Annotated in this window: 18 protein-coding genes and 1 pseudogene; 12 read left to right on the top strand and 7 right to left on the bottom strand. The window is 41.7% G+C overall.

The features are described 5' to 3' along the window. Positions 1-435: 435 nt before the first annotated feature. From XZ46_RS00780 to XZ46_RS00740, 9 genes are all read left to right on the top strand, one after another. A complete protein-coding gene (locus XZ46_RS00780; protein ID WP_006622124.1) occupies positions 436-921 on the top strand; it encodes a hypothetical protein in 486 nt (161 codons plus the stop codon). A gap of 94 nt (positions 922-1,015) precedes the next feature. Further along, on the top strand, positions 1,016-1,360 hold the full coding sequence (locus tag XZ46_RS00775; RefSeq protein ID WP_006668638.1) for a hypothetical protein: 345 nt from the start codon (positions 1,016-1,018) through the stop codon (positions 1,358-1,360). Continuing rightward, on the top strand, positions 1,350-1,763 hold the full coding sequence (locus XZ46_RS00770) for a DUF1064 domain-containing protein (protein ID WP_039932457.1): 414 nt from the start codon (positions 1,350-1,352) through the stop codon (positions 1,761-1,763). The genes XZ46_RS00775 and XZ46_RS00770 overlap by 11 nt, the downstream gene beginning before the upstream one ends. Continuing rightward, the gene (locus XZ46_RS00765) at positions 1,760-2,137 is read left to right on the top strand and encodes a hypothetical protein (RefSeq protein WP_006622127.1); all 378 of its coding nucleotides are present in this window, start codon (positions 1,760-1,762) and stop codon (positions 2,135-2,137) included. Before XZ46_RS00770 ends, XZ46_RS00765 begins: the two co-directional genes overlap by 4 nt. A 2-nt stretch (positions 2,138-2,139) precedes the next feature. After that, a complete protein-coding gene (locus XZ46_RS00760; RefSeq protein ID WP_048894876.1) occupies positions 2,140-2,877 on the top strand; it encodes a hypothetical protein in 738 nt (245 codons plus the stop codon). 77 nt (positions 2,878-2,954) lie between these two features. Further along, on the top strand, positions 2,955-4,154 hold the full coding sequence (locus tag XZ46_RS00755; protein WP_048894875.1) for a P-loop NTPase family protein: 1,200 nt from the start codon (positions 2,955-2,957) through the stop codon (positions 4,152-4,154). 34 nt (positions 4,155-4,188) lie between these two features. Then, positions 4,189-4,398, top strand: coding sequence for a hypothetical protein (locus XZ46_RS00750; RefSeq protein ID WP_008050914.1), 210 nt, complete (start codon positions 4,189-4,191; stop codon positions 4,396-4,398). Positions 4,399-4,460: 62 nt separating this feature from the next. After that, positions 4,461-4,733 carry a hypothetical protein gene (locus XZ46_RS00745; RefSeq protein WP_006622134.1) on the top strand — a complete coding sequence of 91 codons (273 nt, stop codon included), beginning with the start codon at positions 4,461-4,463 and terminating at the stop codon, positions 4,731-4,733. Beyond that, positions 4,726-5,055 (top strand): hypothetical protein, encoded by a 330-nt coding sequence (locus XZ46_RS00740; RefSeq protein ID WP_006622135.1) that lies wholly within the window; start codon positions 4,726-4,728, stop codon positions 5,053-5,055. Before XZ46_RS00745 ends, XZ46_RS00740 begins: the two co-directional genes overlap by 8 nt. A 1,117-nt stretch (positions 5,056-6,172) precedes the next feature. Here the strand turns inward: XZ46_RS00740 and XZ46_RS00735 are convergent. Then, complete coding sequence (locus XZ46_RS00735) at positions 6,173-7,576, bottom strand: site-specific integrase (protein WP_008051788.1); 1,404 nt, start codon at positions 7,574-7,576, stop codon at positions 6,173-6,175. Between the two features lie 150 nt (positions 7,577-7,726). After that, a pseudogene (locus XZ46_RS31275) lies at positions 7,727-8,604 on the bottom strand (IS630-like element ISAtsp1 family transposase). A gap of 2 nt (positions 8,605-8,606) precedes the next feature. Between XZ46_RS31275 and XZ46_RS27815 the strand changes: the two are divergent. Next, positions 8,607-9,143, top strand: a complete 537-nt coding sequence (locus XZ46_RS27815) for a hypothetical protein (protein ID WP_006668631.1) — start codon at positions 8,607-8,609, stop codon at positions 9,141-9,143. Here the strand turns inward: XZ46_RS27815 and polA are convergent. Continuing rightward, positions 9,055-11,937 (bottom strand): DNA polymerase I, encoded by a 2,883-nt coding sequence (polA, locus tag XZ46_RS00720; protein WP_046321847.1) that lies wholly within the window; start codon positions 11,935-11,937, stop codon positions 9,055-9,057. The genes XZ46_RS27815 and polA overlap by 89 nt on opposite strands. 146 nt (positions 11,938-12,083) lie before the next feature. Between polA and XZ46_RS00715 the strand changes: the two genes are divergently transcribed. Then, positions 12,084-12,860, top strand: a complete 777-nt coding sequence (locus XZ46_RS00715; RefSeq protein ID WP_006622140.1) for a DUF1350 family protein — start codon at positions 12,084-12,086, stop codon at positions 12,858-12,860. On the opposite strand, the gene XZ46_RS00710 is transcribed toward XZ46_RS00715, so the two are convergent. After that, complete coding sequence (locus tag XZ46_RS00710) at positions 12,838-13,386, bottom strand: ATP-binding protein (RefSeq protein ID WP_006622141.1); 549 nt, start codon at positions 13,384-13,386, stop codon at positions 12,838-12,840. The two genes, XZ46_RS00715 and XZ46_RS00710, sit on opposite strands and share 23 nt — an antisense overlap. 83 nt (positions 13,387-13,469) lie before the next feature. Between XZ46_RS00710 and XZ46_RS00705 the strand changes: the two genes are divergently transcribed. After that, positions 13,470-14,606, top strand: coding sequence for a PP2C family protein-serine/threonine phosphatase (locus XZ46_RS00705; protein ID WP_008051781.1), 1,137 nt, complete (start codon positions 13,470-13,472; stop codon positions 14,604-14,606). Positions 14,607-14,783: 177 nt separating this feature from the next. On the opposite strand, the gene XZ46_RS00700 is transcribed toward XZ46_RS00705, so the two are convergent. The 3 genes from XZ46_RS00700 to XZ46_RS00690 all read right to left on the bottom strand — a co-directional run bounded on the left by XZ46_RS00700 (position 14,784) and on the right by XZ46_RS00690 (position 16,950). After that, on the bottom strand, positions 14,784-15,134 hold the full coding sequence (locus XZ46_RS00700; protein WP_006668629.1) for an STAS domain-containing protein: 351 nt from the start codon (positions 15,132-15,134) through the stop codon (positions 14,784-14,786). A 135-nt stretch (positions 15,135-15,269) separates the two neighbouring features. Continuing rightward, positions 15,270-16,379, bottom strand: coding sequence for an RNA-guided endonuclease InsQ/TnpB family protein (locus tag XZ46_RS00695; RefSeq protein ID WP_230428133.1), 1,110 nt, complete (start codon positions 16,377-16,379; stop codon positions 15,270-15,272). Further along, on the bottom strand, positions 16,291-16,950 hold the full coding sequence (locus tag XZ46_RS00690) for an IS607 family transposase (protein ID WP_071829293.1): 660 nt from the start codon (positions 16,948-16,950) through the stop codon (positions 16,291-16,293). Before XZ46_RS00690 ends, XZ46_RS00695 begins: the two co-directional genes overlap by 89 nt. Positions 16,951-17,043: the final 93 nt, after the last annotated feature.

Here is a 17,043-nt window from a genome sequence, read left to right as displayed (position 1 = left end):
TCAGAATTCCTAGCAGCGATGGGCTTGCCCTAGCTAACCTGGGTGAATTAACTGTTGAGAGAAGTGAAGCACCAAACCAAGTACAGGGTGAACTTTTCGCTGATGCTCCTGTTAGCAGCGAAGGCAATAAGAGTGTGAAAAAATAAATCAGCATCAAAAAGTAGACAAAGAGAATTGACCACTATATAAAAAAATAGTGGTCTTTTGTTTGAGTTGTATGTGGCGATAATTTAAACATTTCACAATTATGGTATCAAGTCAATAATTCTTTTATTTTTTTGGGCTTATATGTTTCTTATGTATTTATAAGTATTAATTAGATTAAAAATAATCATCATCAACAACAAAAAATATCAAAAACAGTGATTTCCAACTCAATAACTCAATCGTATTTTGGAAAAATGATTTTGTCCATGAGTTGAAAATCACTGACAGATGCGTAAAAACCAAAATACATTAGTAGACCAAAATACCGCTATTTACCAGCTTGACAAAGACAGCGTAAAAACCAAGGATACACATGGACTCTCACCTAGTGAATATCTGGCAATCTTAAAAAGGTTCAGCAACTTTGCCGGATTTCTTGACCAGGTAGTTCCTTATCTGCCATATCCCAAAACATCACCTATCTACACATTAAAAGAAAAGTTGGTGTTTGCATCTGTAACGGACGAAAAGGACTTTAATCTGGAATTAACCTACTCTGAGATTATCGCGTTAAAGAATAGCATTAAAGCTATTCTAACTCTGATTAAACTTGGTGGTGGTGTCAAGATACCACGTAAAGTTTCTGGTGCTATTGCTGACGATATCGCTGCCTTGGAGGGTCACTTTTTGAATCTCTCCGATAATCATGTTGACCCTGATATGCCCGAATCATTGCCTGACCCTGACCCATTTTCAGCCGGGCTTCAAGGTTAATCCCTAACAGTCTAATTACAGCAGTCTAATTGGGAAATAGAAAAGGCTACCCGTAAAAAGGTAGCCAATACACCAAACATCGAGGACTATCACCATGATATCAAAGCACTGGAAAGAAGTGCGGTTAAATCTCAGGAATATTAAACTTGACCCGTTGATGTATGTGGGAATGTCGTTTGCTATAAAGGTTCCTAACTATGCAGGAAGAGGACAACTTCAATGGCAATTAACAGCCGTTAAGTTTGATAAAGAATTTCTGGCTTATTGTCTGGGAGAAATGATTAAAAAATTAATTCCATTACACCCAGATAAAATTGAGGAAATTCTCAACGAGGCACTCGAATATTATCGAGCGAAATGGAACATTTATCAAGCTGAATCTGGCGGCGATAGAGAGCCAGATAATGAAACTTATTTTGGGGAGATAAATGATGATTAACAAGTATCATGCCAAAGGACAATACTACGACGGGTATTACTTTGGGTCAACATTAGAGAGCAAGGTTTATCACCTACTCAAAAAGTATGATGACAACCTATCAATACACCCCCGATTAACTTTGATTGATGGTAAGAAACCTTGGCGACCAATTACTTGGAAACCTGACTTTTATAGTCCAGTTTTCAACCAATACATCGAAGTAAAGGGAACGCTAACACCTGATTTTAAACTCAAGATGCAATTGCTTCATTACCTTAATCCCGGAATGATTGAAGATATTTGGTTTGTCACTCGGAACAGGTCTTATCGCTGGCAAGGTATTTATTTAATGAATATCGATGAGTTCCAACGACATCTGAAAGCACAAGAATTTAAGTTAATAGGAGAACATCAACCGTGAGAAATCTACACTATAAAGGCATATTTAGCCTCAATGGTGAACTTGTGCAAACTCACTACAATCCGCATGAATTTGATAAAACTGCAATCATTGTGGCTTATCAAATTCTGACACATATTGAGGAACACAAAACACCTGAAGTAAAGAATATTACCTATCAGGTAATGGGTAGTTACAGACCACGTGGTGATTATCAAGGCTCTGCAATTATTAGACTTATCAAGCAAACTCACTTAGTTAAACTTGTTAAGGAGTCAAGACTTCGAGTCTATTTATCTGGCAATCCACTGTTTTGGGCTGCTTGTCGCCAAATTGCAGCCAGAATCGAATCACCTAACACAATCAACAATCAACAATTAACTGAGGAAGAGTAATCATGAGTATTGGATATTACGGTAAAAAAGATGACGATAAATTCGCATTCTGTAGCGCGGTTAAACCGGGAGAATCTGGAATATATTTGGAAATCACTAGCGCTATGTTTGTTGTACAATCGCCTCACCTGTGGCTTATTGGCTATGGATTAAGTGGTGATTTCCAGAACTTCAATGATAGGTCGTGGAAATTTGAAGAGCAATTAATCGCAGTACGCTTTTGTATTGCTGAGTACTCTAGTGAATATCAAGGGAAAAAACGGGAATACAAGCCTACTTCGGTTGAATTAGCGTTACTGCATTTAGTCGAAAGTGACGCTATGCTGACAAACGGTAAAATGATGTTTACCGGAACTGTAAATCTAGGACAATCAGCCACACGGGTAGCCGAGCGACTCCTTGAATTAGATAATACCACTGATTCAAATGATTTTGAATTAGCCAAGAATAAGCATGATTTAGCACGATTTATCCTCGAATACAGCACAGGATTAGATACCTTTGAGTCCACTGTTGCCGGGTACACTGTACAAGAAGCTATTGATTTTGTTGAATCAAAAACTAGTAAAAAAAATGGTAGCTTTGGCGGTAAGGCTAAATATAAAACCTGGGAAGAACGGGTTGAGTCTACAGCAAAAATTCTTGATTGTGAGCCTGATTTTGATAGCCTATACAGCAAGGTTAAAAAATTGGACGCTGATACCCTAATCGCGTTACTTGAGTTAATGAAACTCAGCTAATTACCACAAAAATCCCCCCCCAATATTGGGGGGGATGACTACCATACAGCAAGCCAACATATTAAGAGGTCACTACCATGTCTGAGGACTATTTAGATTATAGGCTAATACGCGACTCATTGGCAGATGAATTAGAGGAAATAATCGTTGATGGTGCATTGGGTGAACAAATAGAGTCAATATGTAGAGCTTGTGCTATCCTACCCTATCCGGATGTTCAATTCCCAATTATTACTAGCTTTATTTGCTCACCTGTCACGCTAATGTCAACCGCTGGGTGCCTGTTTCTTTGGGGGTCTAGTGGAACGGGTAAAAGCCAGATAGCTACTATTGCGGCTTCACTATATAACGCCGACACAGTGTTAGCTAACAGCACATTTGCTTCATTGAGAAACAAGATACAACAAGAGAGATATTACGACCCATTACGGAGTGAGTTTGAACGTAATTTTTTATTGGTCTGGGAAGATATCACCCCCAATTTATTAATTGAAAATGAAAATATGCTCTCACTGTTTAAAGTCTTCAACAGGAAAAATAGCCGAATAACAATTAGTAGTCAAACACCCGGTCAAAACATGATTTTTAATGCTTTCGCTTTAAAAGTAATTAATTCAATACATCCTTTATGGACGTTTTGGGAACTTAATGAATTAAAACGCCGTATGTTTCCTATGTGGTTTAAAAAACGACAATCAATGACAAGTGAAGAATATGCAGGTAATCAATTTGAATTGTCAGAACTTTCGGATATTGAGGATATAAATCTTGGTAAGATATCATCTCGCTTAGAAATGTTTTGGAGAGATATGAATAATTGCACTAATTATGCTCAAACCAAAAGAGGACTACAAAAAAGGAAACAAGATATAGCTAACTACAGATTATCCATTGATGTAATCGCTACACATTCAATGATATATAAATCATCAATGGATAATTCAATCAAAGTATTTAACCATTACTGGGAGTTAGCAGAAGATAAAATATTTACAGTATCTAGCGGTACAGAACAATTTTTAGATAGCTTTATCACTCAAAGTATTGAGAATAAAACTAAACAAAATGAGCAAGCGATAAAGGCAGGTTGTCCTGAGTTAATTGAAGCGGTGACAGATATTGACCCTAAAATGCTAAAAATAGCCATAGAAACCGCTAAAAATGATGGTTATTTAGATTCACGGGTTACTGTAAATGAATTAACCAATTTAATGAAAAACAGAGGTTATAACATGATTAATGTTAACGGTAAAAACCTGTGGAAGCAAATCATTTGACTTCCAATTAGTTCATTGACCTAGGAGAACAAAAATGATGACAGATATCAATAATCAAATGTTTGTAAAGTTTAAGACTATGGTAGATAGTCTAGTTTACAACAGCAACAAAGAAGAGGGTTTGGCAACATTAAAGTCAATACTAGACGACTGTGAAACAGAATTAACCATCACTGAACTCAAAAGACAATTGCTGATTAAGGAGCTGAATTACACGAAACACTTAATGGATAAAGTTCAATAAATATTCGTCCGCAATGACGGTAAACTACGGCAAACAACACACTAAGAGGATAAAACCATATCATGAACGAAGAACAAGCAAGGTTGATGGTTATCGCGGAATTAGCACGTGATATTTACGCCCAAATGATGTCACGAGATATCCCCTACGCTAACCAAGATACCAGGGTGAAATTAGCCGAAATCGCCCATAACGCCGCTGTTGATTTTATGGCGGTACAAGAAAAGTGGGTATCGTCTCAAGAGACAGTTATTCAGCCAGCATCATTTATGCCCGACTTTAGTGGCAATGGTTACAGTAGCGATATCTTTATGGGGGGTGACTTCAATGCCTAAGTTATTGCCAGTAATCAGCCTACATACTGGAAATTTCAGCAATTTTCTGCTGGGTTATGGTGGAACTTGTGTAGAACTAGATACGCCTGAGTGGTTTAACTACCTGAGAAAAAACAAGTCATTTTCGGTTGAGTTAAACGGCAAAAGGTTTACAGCTTGCAAAAAAACGTCAATCAATGGCTTTGCATACTGGAATCTGAAAGGTTGGGACGGTAAAATCAACCACCATATCTATATCGGAAAATCTGACCAGACTACCAATGAGAAGATTCAACAGGCTGCTATAGCTATGTTTTATCGGTGCAACCCCAAGTTGGCGTAAGCCCTAACGCCTAACAGCTACCCCAATAACTTAATGACCCCCTATGGTTTCTGACTGTAGGGGGTGTCTATGTATTTTTTGAATACACTCCTGTATTACAGGAGTGTAGAATGTTAAAAAATCATTGAGCCTACCCCGTTACACTCCTGCAGTACAGGAGTGTAAATGATTTATATGAATGCCTACCCTATCATGTCCAGATATTACCCAGAACTAAGTTACCCCCAACAGATAGCTTTACCTACAACCTACGGCTAAGATTTTGGGGGTGAACTGATTATGTTGGTATCGGTTTCCGCACGGGGTGATTACCACCAAAGACTAGAGACTTGCTAAGGATTATGTGGGTATCGATTCCCATCTCGGTAATTGTCACCAGTTGAAAAGTTGTTTAGGGGTATCGGGTTGGATCCGGTAGGAGATGATTTAGATTTTGCGATCGCACTCCCAAGAATCCCCCCAGTAATAATCATGGTTTGACCCCATAGACAATCACTACGGCGATCGCACATAGTTTCCCCTATAGGTCTAGTCCACGGAAAGGCGGTCTGATATCTTTGTACGTTGATTCCCTAGCGGGTTCCCCCCTACGGCTACCTACGGCTATCGTGGTTGATTTTGAAACATATCCTCCCCCCAACCGGAACAAACACTCTTTGGGGAAACGACCGACGTGATAGCAGTCAATGGTGAGGTACGAACCGATAGGCTTGCCATTGACGGGTATCACAAGGGAGTTAACCTATCGGTGTCTGGTTGGGGGGTGATGTAGCTATTTGACAGATTGATTAAGTTGTGCTTATTGATTAACCCGTCAATAATTAAGTTTTGTTGCTAAGAGATATGCACTAATCGTCCCGTGTGCTAAGACTGAATGGAGTGCATATTAAGTGTAACGGTACGACTATCGGGTTAAGTGTTTCCCGGTTATCCCGGCTAGAATAAGGGTTTAAGTAAAATGGCTCTGGCGGGATTTGAACCTGGTTTAAAGGCTATAACTCCTATTCTACCGTCACTCTAATGCACTCAAAAGCGATCGCACATTCAGGAGTTAGTGTAAAATGAAACCCCCTAGGTATTTAGCCTAGAGGGTATTGTGTTGTGGGTTTATTGGGGATTAATCATCAAGCTGGTAAAGAGCTCTGATAATTGCCTTAACCTCTGGTAGGTCTGGATTAATGCCAATATTAATCAGGATTTGTTTCCCCATCTCTAGTGGCAATGGTTGTTTTTGATGTCGTGTCAGGATACCTAGCTCTGTGGCAAGGTTGCGGCGTTTTTTGTACTTGCTGTCATTAATTGCCACACTGTGACCAAATGAGCGTGCCCTAATTTCCTGTGGTATCCCGTTCATCTCTCCCAGTTGATTTCCAAGATGTCGGAAAGCGTAGGCTTGGGTAAATCCCCAATTGTGATTTTTAAGCCATAACCTATGGTTATTGTTAAAACTATTAGGGTCTTTAGATGTTGTAATAGGCAAACAAACGTTATGAATCCCAAGACGGTCAATCAAAGCATTGTCTTTTGACATTGGGATAGCTAACCGTTGACCTGTTTTAGTGCTTCCCCCAAAGTAAGTAAACTCACCAATCACTAACACTAACTCAATGTTATTGGAGTCACTTATTGCGGGGAACGTTATGCCGTCAACCGTGATATCCTTGGTTAAGTTTTGTCCTGCTGCAATCTCTGATGGTCTCAATCCATATAAAGCACACATTGCCGATACCCAGCACCAACCATCACGCGCATTATTGTCTGTAACGGTACGATAATCAGTGTTGCGTTCCTTGTCTAGTAGGTTTAGTAGGGTATCCAAATCTACACTTTGAAATTTCATAAACACCGTCTGAGTTGAGTCAATTTTTTCTAGTTTCTCTAGTGCTTTTTTACAACCAGCACGTTCCGCCACTTGTTTTAGTCGGTAGTATCTATCCTTAAAGGTTTTACTACCTACCGGACTATCACCATTCTTTAACGGGCTATATAGCGCTTCCTTGATACCCTCCCAGGTGACGTAAGCATCCCAATCTGTCACTTTGTTAAATACATCTAAAAAGCAACAATTGAATGAACTTTGGTCACTAACTATATTGCGGGAACGTTTCCGTTTAGTGTTCTTGTGTACCCCATTAAAGTAATCATCTTCCATCTCTTTAAACACTTGGCGATAGGTGATTAAGTCGTTTTCCAAAGGGGTTTTGTTTTCATCAAGGATAGTAGCCTTGTACCAGTCCAGCCATTCAGACACCGACTGAAATTGTCCGTCAAGGGATTTATGAACTAACCAGGCCTTATCAACGGCCTTACGGATACCCTCAGAAGTGAACTGACAATTACATCCTCGCTGCTTACGCCCTCCCGTCTCCGGGTCAGTAGTGATGTCTAGCTGAATTGTCCCCCGGTTACGCTTAATCCTGACACCTTTGGGACATTGTTTGCGGGATAGGTTGAAAAACTCAAGAATATCTTCAAAGCCTTGATATGTACCACTATGTGTACTGTTTGTACTTGCACTCATTTTACACTAACTCCTGAATGTGCGATCGGCATTGAGTGCATTAAAGTGACGGTACAATAGGGGTTATAGCCGTTCTAACCGGTGTCTATACAGCCTGTGGGGTGGATACACGAGAATGATCTAAAGAAGGTATAGCATTAGTCAAGGTGGTTAGGACGCAGCTTTGAGAACGGAATCCATGGCATCATGGAGAGAATCAAACTGCTCACGTGCAGTGGCGAATACGGGCTTTCAGCCACGACCAACATTTCTCTATCTTGTTGAGGTCTGGCGAATAAGGCGGAAGATAGAGTAAACGGCATTGAGCTGCCTCCACCAGTTCAGCAATCCGTCCCCCTTTATGAAACGTTGCATTGTCCAATACTAGAGTCTGACCTGGCTTCAATGTTGGAATTAAGATGAACTCCAACCACAACTCAAACACTGTCCGATTACAACAACCCTCAAAGCTAAAGGGAGCTAAGAGTTGTTGATGACACCATGCGGCTATATAGCTTACCCTGCCCTGCCTCTTCCCTGATTTGAGTGCATGGAAGCGTTTTCCTTCCTCGCAGTAACCATAAGGGTAATCCGAGTCCTGACTATTCATGGCGGCTTCATCGAGGTAGACCACTTCTTCCGGCTCCATCTGTTCAATCTGAGCCATAAACTCCTCTCGCTGTTGCTCATCACGTTCTTGGTAGCCGTAAGTTTTTTTTTCTGGTGAAGCCAATTTTCTTCAAGGCTCTGGATATGGTGCGAGGAGAGATGTCGTCATCCCAAAGTTCAGCCATTTGAGCTGCTGTTTTGTCGCCATGCTCTTGGGCAAAAGCCTTGAATTTTTGCCAGTCGGTAATTTTGTGGTTATTGCCAGGTCGGTGATGAGGTTTAGGGAGGAAGTCTCCGGTCTGTGCTTTTCTTTGCAGCCAGAGATTAATGGTGTTCCGGCTGACATGGAAAACTTGACTGGCTTCTGTTTTGGGCATACCGTCTAGTTCAATGGCATCAATAACTTTTTGTCTGAGGTCGTAACTATAGGGGGCTGGCATTTTTGGTCTTCTTAGTCATCTCGTCCTCTCCATTATACGTCCTAAGTGTTCTGTCTTGTTCTATATTACAGCCCAGTTTTTTCGCTCTGGGATGCGCTAGGGCGGGTTTAGACATTGTTGAGAGGGTTTTTGAGCAAAAACAATTTGCTTTTATTGAGTCGGCGCTGGAGTCCCTCACAGAAGAGTTGGGAGGCTGTCGGGGGGAAATATTGGCAGCAATTACCGACGGGAATTATAGCTTTTCTGAACAGGTACAGTTACGAGGAAAGGCGATCGCTTTAGCCGTAAAATGCGCCCATGCTGCGGTGACAGTATCCAGCGGCGCGGCTAATTTAATTGATCATCCCGCCTCGCGGGTTTATCGGGAAGCCCTATTATTTACCGTTTCCGGTCAAACTCAAGCACTAATGCAAGCTACATTAGAGAATTTCCAGAATTGTCAATTCTCCATTATTTGGCTTCCATCCAATTTGTCCCGGCGTGAATATCTACCACCAACGGAACTGATAAAAATAGACAATTTTCCATGGTGGATTTAATTTGATGTTGGAGTTCCTCCCATTCTGATAAGGGAACCTCAAAGACCAGTTCATCGTGAACTTGTAATAATAGTCTGGCTTGGTAGTTTTTGAGAATTTCAGCCAGTTTAATCATCGCTATTTTAATAATATCAGCACTTGAACCCTGAATAGGTGCATTAGCGGCGGCGCGTAACATTTGTTCATCTTGGTAGTTAAGGCGATCGCGATCGCGTCCTTTTAAACTTTCAAAATAGCGCCGCCTCCCTAAAATAGTTTCCACATAACCCTGATTAATAGCCGCCAACTTTTGCGATTCCAAATACTCAAACACTCCCGGATATTGAGAGTTAAACCTATCAATAAACTGTTTGCCAGCCGTAGCACTTACCCCCACTTCCCGCGCAAATCTTTGGGAACCCATACCATAAATAACCCCAAAATTTATAATCTTTCCTAAGCGCCTTTCATCCGCTGTAATTTCATCCTTATCAAACAGCAATTGAGCGGTCAAACTATGTACATCTTGATTAGTATTATAAGCCTCTATTAACATCTTTTCCTGGCTTAAATGCGCTAAAATCCGTAACTCAATTTGAGAATAATCCGCCGACACTAACAGCCAGCCAGACTCAGGAATAAATGCTTTTCTAATTTGGCGAGAAAACTCCGTGCGGATAGGTATATTCTGTAAATTCGGGTGGGAAGAAGACAGACGACCTGTTGATGTAATCGCCTGATTAAAGTCTGTATGAATGCGACCCGTATCACTTCGCACCAACTCGGGTAAAGCATCCACATAGGTAGATTTTAATTTGGATAACGTCCGATATTCCAGGATATAATTAATCACGGGATGGTCATGTTTTAACTTTTCTAAAACCGTCGCATCTGTAGAATATCCGGTTTTAGTCTTCCGGCTTTTTTTACGGTCTAATTGTAGCCGATCAAATAACAACTCACTCAATTGTTTGGGCGACCCTAAGTTAAACACTTCTCCGGCGGCTTGATGAGATGCTTTTTCGAGACTTTCCAAGGTCTCACCTAACTGCTTTGATAGTTGATTAAGGTAGTCTGTATCAATCCTAATCCCCTGAAACTCCATCCCGGCTAAAATCGGTTCTAGGGGTTGTTCTACCTGTCTCAATAAATCATTTAATGGTGGTACATCTTTGAGGATATCCTGCATTTTTTGGGTGATTTGAAAGGTGGTAAAAACATCTAAGCCGCAGTAATTGGCGACGGTGTTAATATCTAAATCCGCAATAGTTTTGCCTTTGGGGACTAACTGACTATAACTCTGGGCGACTATTCCTAAATCCGGTAAATATCTTAATGATAAATCTGTCAAATTGTGGGATGATTCAGGATTGATTACATAACTGGCTAACATAGTGTCAAAAACTACCCCTTTTAAGGTAATTCCTTGACTCCGTAAGATTAAGCGATCGAATTTGGCATTTTGCAAGGTTTTCGGGTAGTTTTCCGACTCTAAAATCGGACGCAAAGCCGGCAAAACTTCCTCTATATTTAACATTTCCCCCTGGGTATGATTTAGGGGAATATAAGCCAGGTCGGATAATTCCGAACCCCAACAACAGCCAATTCCTACTAAGTTCGCATCCCTCGGTTCTAAGGATGTAGTTTCTGTATCCCAGGCGACTGGTTTATCCGGGTTAGTATGGGTTTTTAGGCGATTAACTAATAGGGCTAAGGCTTCGGGAGTTTGGATGATTTGAGGATGAATAGAATTGGCGATCGCTTTAGTTTCTAAGGCGGTATCCTCAGCACTAAAAAACCACAAATCATCATCATCATTATTCTCGGAACTATCCTCGGAACTATCCAACTCTGTGGGATAGCTTACTTCCGAATTACTTGAGTTAATCTCCACATCAACTAATCCCTTAAATTGGGATTGAAGCTGATGGATTTTATCAATAAATACTTGAAACTCTAACTGCTGTAGTAAAGGGATAATTTCCTGGCTATCAAACCCCTGTAGTTGGCAATCTTCCCAGTTAATATCTAGGGGGACATCACAGATAATCGTCGCCATGTTTTGAGAATGATAAGCCAATTCTTGACCCTGTTTAAGTTTATTGGCGATCGCCCCTTTGATTTGATTGACTGATTCATAAATACTATCTAAGGAACCATATTCCGCCAATAATTTAACCGCCGTTTTTTCCCCAATCCCTCGGACCCCCGGAATACAATCAGACTGATCGCCACACAGTGCTTTATAATCAACCACCTGTTCTGGTTTAATACTTAATTTTTCATAAACCTGGGGGGCGGCAAATTCCTGGGGACTGCTACCCTTCCCATGGCTTAAATGTAAAACCGTAATCTGTTTTTGCTCATCAATTAGTTGAAATAAGTCTTGATCACCAGATAAAATTTTGACCTGATATCCGGCGGCGCTTCCCCGATTTGCCAAAGTTCCCAAAACATCATCAGCCTCGTAGCCAGCCACCGAAAAAATCGGTATACGGAAGGCTTCTAATAATTGTTGGAGGTTATTGATATCCTGAATAAAATCTGCCGGGGTTTCGGCGCGATCCGCCTTATAGTTAGCATCAGCTTCATGGCGAAAAGTGGGTTCAGCCCGGTCAAAAGCGATCGCCACTAATTCCGGTTTATAGATGTCGATAACTTCCAGTAGAGATTGAAGAAAGCCAAAACAGACACTGGTAGGAATTCCTGTAGAAGTTCGCAGTCCCCCGCTGCGACTTTTCCCGAAAGCATAGTAAGCGCGAAAAGCCAAGGAATGGCCGTCAATGAGGATTAAAACCGGAGAGTTAGAAGACACGGGCAAGCCTTTGTGTAACAATATTTTGGTAGATATTTATAATACCAGGGGCGGGTTAATCAAAAAAAACACGGGTCAATCCGAAATCGCCATTAACCAGACCCCCAGATTTGATTATAATTGACAGCGGTAGGAAAAGGTAACTCATGGACTGGCTGGAATTTTCCGATAATTGGGTGTTAATTCCCCCAAAACCCAAAGCGATCGTACATTTTCTCGGTGGGGCGTTTGTAGCATCAGCCCCCCATATCACCTATCGTTGGTTATTAGAACAACTAGGGTTGCAGGGATATGCCATCATCGCTACACCATTTATTAATACCCTTGATCATGGAAATATGGCGCGTGAGGTATTATGGACCTTTGAGGACGGCTTAGAAGACCTATTTGCAGCCCAGAAACTGCGGCGGCGGGGGTTGCCAATTTATGGCATTGGTCATAGTATGGGGTGCAAGCTGCATCTACTGATCGGGTCCTTGTTTGAAGTCGAAAGGGCGGGAAATATTTTGATCTCTTTTAATAACTATACCGCCCGACAGTCAATTCCTTTGGTAGAACAGTTATCATCCGTGATTGATGTGGAATTTACCCCGACCCCACAGCAGACCAATTCCCTAGTTGGCGATCGCTATCAAGTCCGGCGTAACCTGTTGATCCAATTCAGTAAAGATAACATCGACCAAAGTAGCGGACTCTATCAAATTCTCAACCACAGATTTCCTGGACTGGTGACACTTCAGCAGTTGCGAGGCGATCATCAGACCCCCCTAGCCCAGGATATCAGTTGGCCACGAGGAGAATCATTTAGCCCCCTAGACGCGATCGGACAATGGTTTAAACACGAAGTCTATAAAGACCTATACCAACTTAGACGGGAAGTCCTACAATGGCTTAACCCTCTCAGTCCGGTGAAAAATATTTGATGATCACTAAAGAGTTTCTGTGAGGATCACACCGCCGATAACTAAACTTGTCCGCAATATCTCGCATTAGCATCAACCCCCGCCCTCCCGGTGAACCTTGATGGGTTTTCGATGACATCTCTAGCAGTTTTTTATCTAAATCAAACGGTTGACCGTGATCAAAAATGCAGATTTCAATACTATTGTTAAACAGACTGACCTCGATCTCAATAGGAACATCTACAGCCAGTCCCTTGTGCGCGTGTCGCACAGCATTGGTAAATCCTTCTGCTAATGCCAGTTGACAGCGCAGCCAGACTGACTTAGGAATTGATGGTGGCTGTAATTTGCCAAACCATGTTAAAACATCTGCCAACATATCCAAACTGGTTTCCGTTTGCAGGCAGAATGTAGAAGGGATAGGTTGGGAACCTTCAGATTTAATCACTTTTCGATAGGTGCGATCGTCGAGCCATCTTGTAATTAGACTATACTCTATCTTGAATGTTCTGTATAGGATTAGTTCATTGTCATCTAATATAGCCATCCCCGGTGAGATGCTCTGGGTGATCCTAATGGTTAATGATAACTTTGCTTGACCGTCCCTCTAATTGTTTAAACTCAGCGCCCATGTTTAAAATTTTAGTGATTGATGATGATACCATAATTCGAGAACTGCTCAAAAGAACACTCAAAAAGCAGGGTTATGATGTGGTGGTAGCTAGTAATGGCGAGGAAGGCATAGAAAAGGCTAAAGAATTGCGTCCGGCTTTGATGATTTGTGATTGGATTATGCCTCGGCTGACCGGAATTGAAGTATGCCGACAAGTTAAGGCTATGCCGGAATTATCAACTACTCAGTTTTTTTTACTTACTTCTCTGACCGCTGTTGATGATCGCGTTAAGGGTTTAGATGCCGGGGCTGATGATTTTCTGTCTAAACCTATTGAGATGAATGAGTTATATGCTAGGGTGAGAGCCGGTCTGCGACTTCATCAACTTAGCCAAGATTTACAAACTCAAAAACAGTTATTGGAAACTGAGTTATCCGAAGCCGCCGAATATGTGCGATCGCTACTTCCTGAACCCCTGGAAGAACCTGTGCGTATTGAGGCAAAATTTATCCCCTCTCGGCAATTGGGGGGAGACTGTTTTGATTATTGTTGGCTCGATGCCGACCATTTATCTATCTATTTATTAGATACTTCTGGTCATGGACTTAGGGCGGCATTGCCCTCGGTTTCCGTGTTGAATTTATTGCGATCCCGTGCTATCCCTAATATTAACTATTATCAGCCTAGTGACGTATTGCGATCGCTTAATACTACCTTCCAAATGACCTATCAAAATGATAAATATTTCACCATTTGGTATGGCGTTTATAACCGCATTTCCCGACAATTAACTTACTCTAGCGCTGGGCATCCTCCCGCCATTCTACTATCTGGAAAAAACCCCAATAATCTACAATTTCAACAATTAAAAACCCCCGGAATGCCTGTAGGTATGTTCCTAGAAGCTGCCTATATTGACGCTTCTTGTCACGTCGAAAAAAACAGCAACCTTTATATTTTTAGTGATGGAGTCTATGAAATTCATCAACCCGGTGGTAATATTTGGGGAATGGATGCCTTTATTAAACTTTTAATGAGAAACAATAACTTTCAATCCGGGAGTTTAAATAACATCTTAGAAGCCGTCAAAACCATCAATTTTGACCATCCCTTTGAGGATGATTTCTCCCTTATAAAAGTTAGTTTACCCTAAAAAATATGTGATTATTTGGCATGAAAAAATATCATATTTTGATGGTTATAAATTTTGATAAAAACCGTTGAGCCTGCATAATATCAACATCAATTACACAGACCCAAATATCTATCCCAAAACCAGTTTTTTATTTCCCAAAACCCCGATTAAAAATTCAGAGGATGATTGGCATAACTAGCCGAGGTAACTTTGTTTTTTCTCAAACTCCTGTCGATTTTCAAAAATTGGTTGAAACACTCGATCCATACTGGTTAGTTCAAACAGAATTCTAATCTGTTCATTAATCGAACAAATTACCAATTTACTATCTGCCGCTCGAACCGTTTTCAGAGCCAGTACCAGAGCCCCCAGACCAGAGCTATCCATAAATGTGACATCCTGAAAATCAATCAAGATGGTTTTAGCTCCCTTTTCAACTAACCTAGAAATATCCTGACGGAATTGGCTAGCTTTAGTACCGTCTAAAATACCTTGGGGCTGTAGGATTTGAACATCAGAACTCATATTCTTTTGAGATTGAAGCATAGAAATGACTCGCCATATTCCGCTAGTATAGCCTGTGAATGCGTCCTCAAGCCAAACTCTCCTACCCAAACAACAATTATAGAGGCTTACAGCCCAATTAAGGCTCTCAGAGACAGAATTTCACATCTGATACATTTACGCGACATTTATCCGGCTATTGCCTGACAATGCGACGATAGCACTATTACCCGTTAAGGTAACAGAGGCGGTATCCCGCAAAGCTTTTAGAAAGATTCCAAAAGCACCGTTCCAGTCCCTGGGTAGAGTGAACCCACACTCCAGACATCGGAACACTTTTGAGCCACCTAGCTGGGAATGGACATGACCACAGTGAGTACAGGTTTTGCTGGTGTATTCTTCCGTCACATCTACAACTGTGGTTCCAGTTATCTCGGCTTGATGTCTCAGGGTTAGTTTGAATCGATAATGCGCCCATGTCAGCATGGCGCGGGCAGTCTTGGATTTGATTTTCCGCTTGGCTTTGGCAACCATGTTGGAAGTCTCGAAGGTCGGCAGAAAAATTAGGCTGTAGTTGTGAGTCAAGTAGTGAGCAATTTGTTTGTGGGCTTCATCAACTAGATTGCGGATTTTGGTTCTCATTCGTTGAGCCGCTTGCCTCATCCGTCGCCTCCTTGAACGACAGGGTTCCTTGGCGATTCGGCTCATCAAATCATCCAAATGTTGACATAACCGAGTGATGCGTCCTATATCTCCGGAGCCCAATTCCAGAAACCGAGAGCCATCAAACCCGGTCATAAAAGTTCGCACACCCGGGTCTAATGCAATTACGCCATTCGCTTCAGTTGGGGTAACGGCAACTGGTTCAGGGAAAATCGCCAACCATCGACCTTTGGTAAACACCAACTGAGTCCCTTGCCCGCAAGTTTTAGGGATGGGTTCGGAAACCATGAAAGTTAATCCTTTCGTTAGTCTTGGATACCAACTCCCTGAAGAGAAATTAGTATTATTGAACTTAATCGCTTGAGAACTATCCCGACAGCTCCTAAACCTTGCGCCAGGACTGGCTGAAAAGGCGAGATAGGCATCAAAGATAGCATTCTGCCGAATATGGCAGGGTGTTTCTTTGACCCATGCAGGCAAGTCGCTCTGCATCACTTCGTTGCGTAATTTCAGTTTGCTTAGTCGTTTACCACTCCTAGATAATGCAATTGCTTGGTTGTAGCAATACCGACAAGCGGCCAACCATTTGCGCCAGACTTGATTTAGCTCGGGGCTGGGGTAAATCCGGATCTTCTTTGACCTGAGTTTTGTATTTACTCCGTCCGTATAATCGGGAACTGAAGCAGTGGAGGATGGCGAGGATGTCCTCAACCATTTGTCGTTCTGGACTGAGACTTGTCTGGTTGAGAACCATGAGTGAGCACCTGTTTTGCTCACAGAGCCATCGAAACAAGTCAAATCCAAACCTTGCCAGTCGGTCTTTATGGGCAATGACAACCATGCGGACATCTCCTGACAAATGATGTCCCAGTAAGGCCAGCATTTTCTTTCCCTTGAAGTTGAGCCCGCCTCCGATTTCTGAGACGACTTCTGCTTCGGGGTAGAGGTTGGACAGTGCGGCCACCTGTCGGTTGAGGTCGGACTGCTGGGCGCAGCTACTAACTCTGGCATAGATAACGACTTTGCGTTTGTCACTGCCTGATTTGGCAGCAGTATATGACTCAACGTTGTATCGTCGTTGCCCAGCGGGGGTTCTGATAGTCTCGATTGAGCCATTTTCGTCCCATCTGCGGAGTGTTCTTTCATGGACTCGAAGGATTTGGGCGGCTTCCTTGGGTTTGACATATCTGGCAATAGGTTTATCCTCAACTCTTCTCGCTTCTTATACCATATTGCCCTAAAATATTAACCTAATTTGAGATTAAATCATGCTCCTAAATCAGACACA

Origin of the sequence: Limnospira indica PCC 8005 (assembly GCF_000973065.1) — a bacterium.
GTDB lineage: Bacteria > Cyanobacteriota > Cyanobacteriia > Cyanobacteriales > Microcoleaceae > Limnospira > Limnospira fusiformis.
The sequence above is the reverse complement of the archived record's forward strand: the minus strand, read 5'-3'. Positions and strand labels throughout refer to the sequence as shown.

Excerpts from the sequence above, each read along its gene's own strand:
- XZ46_RS00715 (WP_006622140.1), top strand. The coding sequence starts at position 12,084 with ATGGACTGGCTGGAATTTTCCGATAATTGGGTGTTAATTCCCCCAAAA.
- XZ46_RS00710 (WP_006622141.1), bottom strand. The coding sequence starts at position 13,386 with ATGGCTATATTAGATGACAATGAACTAATCCTATACAGAACATTCAAG.
- XZ46_RS00760 (WP_048894876.1), top strand. The coding sequence starts at position 2,140 with ATGAGTATTGGATATTACGGTAAAAAAGATGACGATAAATTCGCATTC.
- XZ46_RS00735 (WP_008051788.1), bottom strand. The coding sequence starts at position 7,576 with ATGAGTGCAAGTACAAACAGTACACATAGTGGTACATATCAAGGCTTT.
- XZ46_RS00775 (WP_006668638.1), top strand. The coding sequence starts at position 1,016 with ATGATATCAAAGCACTGGAAAGAAGTGCGGTTAAATCTCAGGAATATT.
- XZ46_RS00745 (WP_006622134.1), top strand. The coding sequence starts at position 4,461 with ATGAACGAAGAACAAGCAAGGTTGATGGTTATCGCGGAATTAGCACGT.
- XZ46_RS00705 (WP_008051781.1), top strand. The coding sequence starts at position 13,470 with ATGTTTAAAATTTTAGTGATTGATGATGATACCATAATTCGAGAACTG.
- XZ46_RS00770 (WP_039932457.1), top strand. The coding sequence starts at position 1,350 with ATGATGATTAACAAGTATCATGCCAAAGGACAATACTACGACGGGTAT.
- XZ46_RS00750 (WP_008050914.1), top strand. The coding sequence starts at position 4,189 with ATGATGACAGATATCAATAATCAAATGTTTGTAAAGTTTAAGACTATG.
- XZ46_RS00755 (WP_048894875.1), top strand. The coding sequence starts at position 2,955 with ATGTCTGAGGACTATTTAGATTATAGGCTAATACGCGACTCATTGGCA.
- XZ46_RS00700 (WP_006668629.1), bottom strand. The coding sequence starts at position 15,134 with ATGCTTCAATCTCAAAAGAATATGAGTTCTGATGTTCAAATCCTACAG.
- XZ46_RS00780 (WP_006622124.1), top strand. The coding sequence starts at position 436 with ATGCGTAAAAACCAAAATACATTAGTAGACCAAAATACCGCTATTTAC.
- XZ46_RS00740 (WP_006622135.1), top strand. The coding sequence starts at position 4,726 with ATGCCTAAGTTATTGCCAGTAATCAGCCTACATACTGGAAATTTCAGC.